This window comes from Brachyspira catarrhinii, from assembly GCF_005518285.1.
Classification (GTDB): Bacteria; Spirochaetota; Brachyspiria; order Brachyspirales; family Brachyspiraceae; genus Brachyspira; species Brachyspira catarrhinii.
On the sequence record NZ_SJDU01000285.1, the window covers coordinates 1 to 3043 of the forward strand.

A 3043-nucleotide genomic window follows, 5' to 3' on the forward strand; every position below is an offset into this window, starting at 1 on the left:
CATAGTTCCTTGGTTTCCCAAAGGATTAAATTCAAAATCTTCGTTAAAGTTTAAATAAACTATATCGTCCTCTACAAATATATCGAGCAGTTCCGTGTTTCTTGGAATGCAGCTTATTATATTTTTATTATTTTCATCATCGGTCGCTCCATTAAGAAGAGTTTTTATGGCGCTTTCGATTGAAATATTATTATTAAAATTTCTATTTCTAAATATTAAAGTTATAGCTCCCGAATTTTCGTCATATTCCACTAAATAAATTCCTTCGTCTTTCGATTTGGTTTTTATATTATTAAAATCTCTATTTATGCCATTTATGGTATTATTAGCTTTTCGTCTTTTATAATTTGCCACATCGGTTTTTGCCTTTTTCATTATTTCTTCTTTATCGTTTTTTGTATTTGCGGGAGTTTCTCTTTTTATATTGTTTATATTATTGGCATTATTTAAATTATTATTTATGTTATTATTATCTCGGGCAATATTATTGTTCGGATTAACCATATCATTAATTACTCTCTCATAATCCGAAGTTTTTTGAGAATTATTTTTAAAAATAGTTTCTTCTATTATATTTTTTCTTCCGTAATTATTATTTGTGTTATTATTTCCGTTTTCTATTCTATTATCTCTTTGTCGCGAATTATTAATTATTCTCTCTCTGTTATTGTTATTATTTAAAAGTTCGTTTCTATCTTCAATATCGCTAAAAAAATTATTGTAATTGTTAGTCGGATTATTATTTATATTTGTATTTGCATTATTATTATAATTATTATTTTGCATATAACTTGGAATTTCCGAACTAAAACCAGTCGATGCGGGCTTCATAGTTTTTATAACTCTTTCCGCGTTTTCTTTCGGTTTTAGAATATCTTGAAATATGCTTGCCGTTTGAAAATTTGAAGAATTATTATTTATATTATTAATAGAATTATTATTCCTTGCGGAGTTATTATTTGCCGAAGAATTATTTGAATTTACAAAATTATTTGCATTATTTCTTCCGCTTTCATTTATCATCTGCTGAATATAATTATAAGGTTCGTTTTCGTTATTATTAATATTATTATTCTCTATACTTTCTATATTTTCGCTAATATTTTGATTTTGACTTTCCCTATAAATGCTCGAATTATAATAATTTGTATTATAATTTTCATTAAAAAACGGAAGTAGAGATTCTCTATTTATCGAAGTCGAATTGGTTAAATTTTCGTTATCGCTTAAAACTGTTTCCAACATCGAATTTGTCTCGTAAGCCATAACGGATAGAGTTTGATTTGTGTCCGATTTAATAAAAAAATTAAATAAAGGAATATTGCTTAAAAAACTCAATTTATCGGAATTATCTTCAACTATTTCATCGTTTCCCAAAGCAATAGCTTCCCTATGATTAATACTAAAAAAATCTTTTATCGCAATATCGACTATAGGAGCGTAATTTTTTATGATTGAAAATATAACGGCTGCGGATATTATAAAAACTACAGAAATTATCAAAGGTTTTTTTAAATTAATTTCCTTGCTTTCGTTTTTTATTTGTCTCGTATAATTGCCTTTATATCTCGATTTATAAGGTTCGTATCTTGGCACTTTTTTACTCCGATTTTAATAGATAGCTTTTTTATTATCGATAAAAATTTAAATGCTATTAGTAAATTTACTTATTTTACAAAATTTTATAAAATTATCATAAATTTTAATTGAATTATTTTAATTATATAGTATTATTATCGATTATAATATTAATTTTAAAAGAGGTATTCTATGAATTCTATAACGAAAAAATATTTTAAATTTTCTTTTATATTGTCTTTACTATTATTTTTATTGGGTTTAATTTGTTTTTCATGTTCCGTAGATTCGGATAAAAATCGTTCTTCAAAAGAATTATTTATAAACGCTGGAGAAGAGCCAAAAAGCATTGACCCTACTTTATCGGGAAACGATTTCGTATATCCTGGACATACTTTTGAAACTTTGATTATTAGAGGAAAAGACGGAGGATTAAAAAATGGAGTAGCCGAAAGTTTGAATATATCGGAAGACGGACTTATATATACTTTTAATTTAAGAACCAACTCAAAATGGACGGACGGAGAAACCGTAATCGCTGACGATTTTGTCTACGCATTAAGAAGAGCGGCTGACCCTTCGAGCGGAGCGGAATATACGGCTTTCATAGAATATGTAAAAAATGCCACTTCGATATTGACGGGAGATTTGCCTAAAGAAAATCTGGGAGTTAGAGCGATAGACGATTATACTTTGGAAATAGAATTGGAATCTCCGACTGGGTATTTTTTGGATATATTGACTTATCCTATATTCGCTCCCGTTAGACAAGATATTATAGAAAGGTATGGCGATAATTGGACTTTAAACCCCAAGACTTATATTGGAAACGGCGCTTTTATTATGACGGAAAAAAGCCCCGATTCAAGAATAGTAATGATAAAAAATACAAATTATTGGAATAAAGACGAAATAATTCCCGAAAAAATCACATTCGTTATGATGCAAGACCCTACTTTGGCATTGGCGGGAATAAAAGAAGGCTCGCTCGATTTTTCGGTTAAAGTTCCTTCGCAGGATATAGAAAGTTTGAAAAGTCAGGGAATACTCTATATTGCTCCTTATTATTCTACAGTCGCTTTCGGAGTAAACTATAACGATAGAATTCTTAAAGATAAAAGAATAAGAAAAGCTTTGTCATTAGCGATTGATAGAAATTATATCGTAGAAAAAGTAGTTTTGACGGCAAAATCTCCTACAAGCGCTTGGGTTCCAGTCGGCGCTTACGATGTGGAAGGTGATTTTAGAGAAAATGGTGGAGAATATTTGGATATTTCAAAAGAAAGTTATTCAAATAATGTCGCTTTGGCTAAAAATCTTATGGCGGAGGCGGGCTACCCTAACGGAGAAGGCTTTCCCGTTTTAGAATATAAAACCACTTCCGATTTGGTTTATATGCAAGTTGCGGAAGCGGTTCAGCAAATGTGGAAAGAAAATTTGGGAATAGATTTGCAAATATCTTCTA

General features: G+C 29.2%; 2 protein-coding genes. One reads left to right on the forward strand and one right to left on the reverse strand.

Translation table 11 applies throughout. From position 1 onward, the window contains the following. A partial coding sequence (locus tag EZH24_RS09425) for a GerMN domain-containing protein (protein ID WP_137998903.1) occupies positions 1-1596 on the reverse strand: 1596 nt, incomplete at its 3' end. 174 nt (positions 1597-1770) lie between these two features. On the opposite strand from EZH24_RS09425, the gene EZH24_RS09430 reads away from it, so the two are divergent. Beyond that, a partial coding sequence (locus EZH24_RS09430) for a peptide ABC transporter substrate-binding protein (RefSeq protein ID WP_137998904.1) occupies positions 1771-3043 on the forward strand: 1273 nt, incomplete at its 3' end.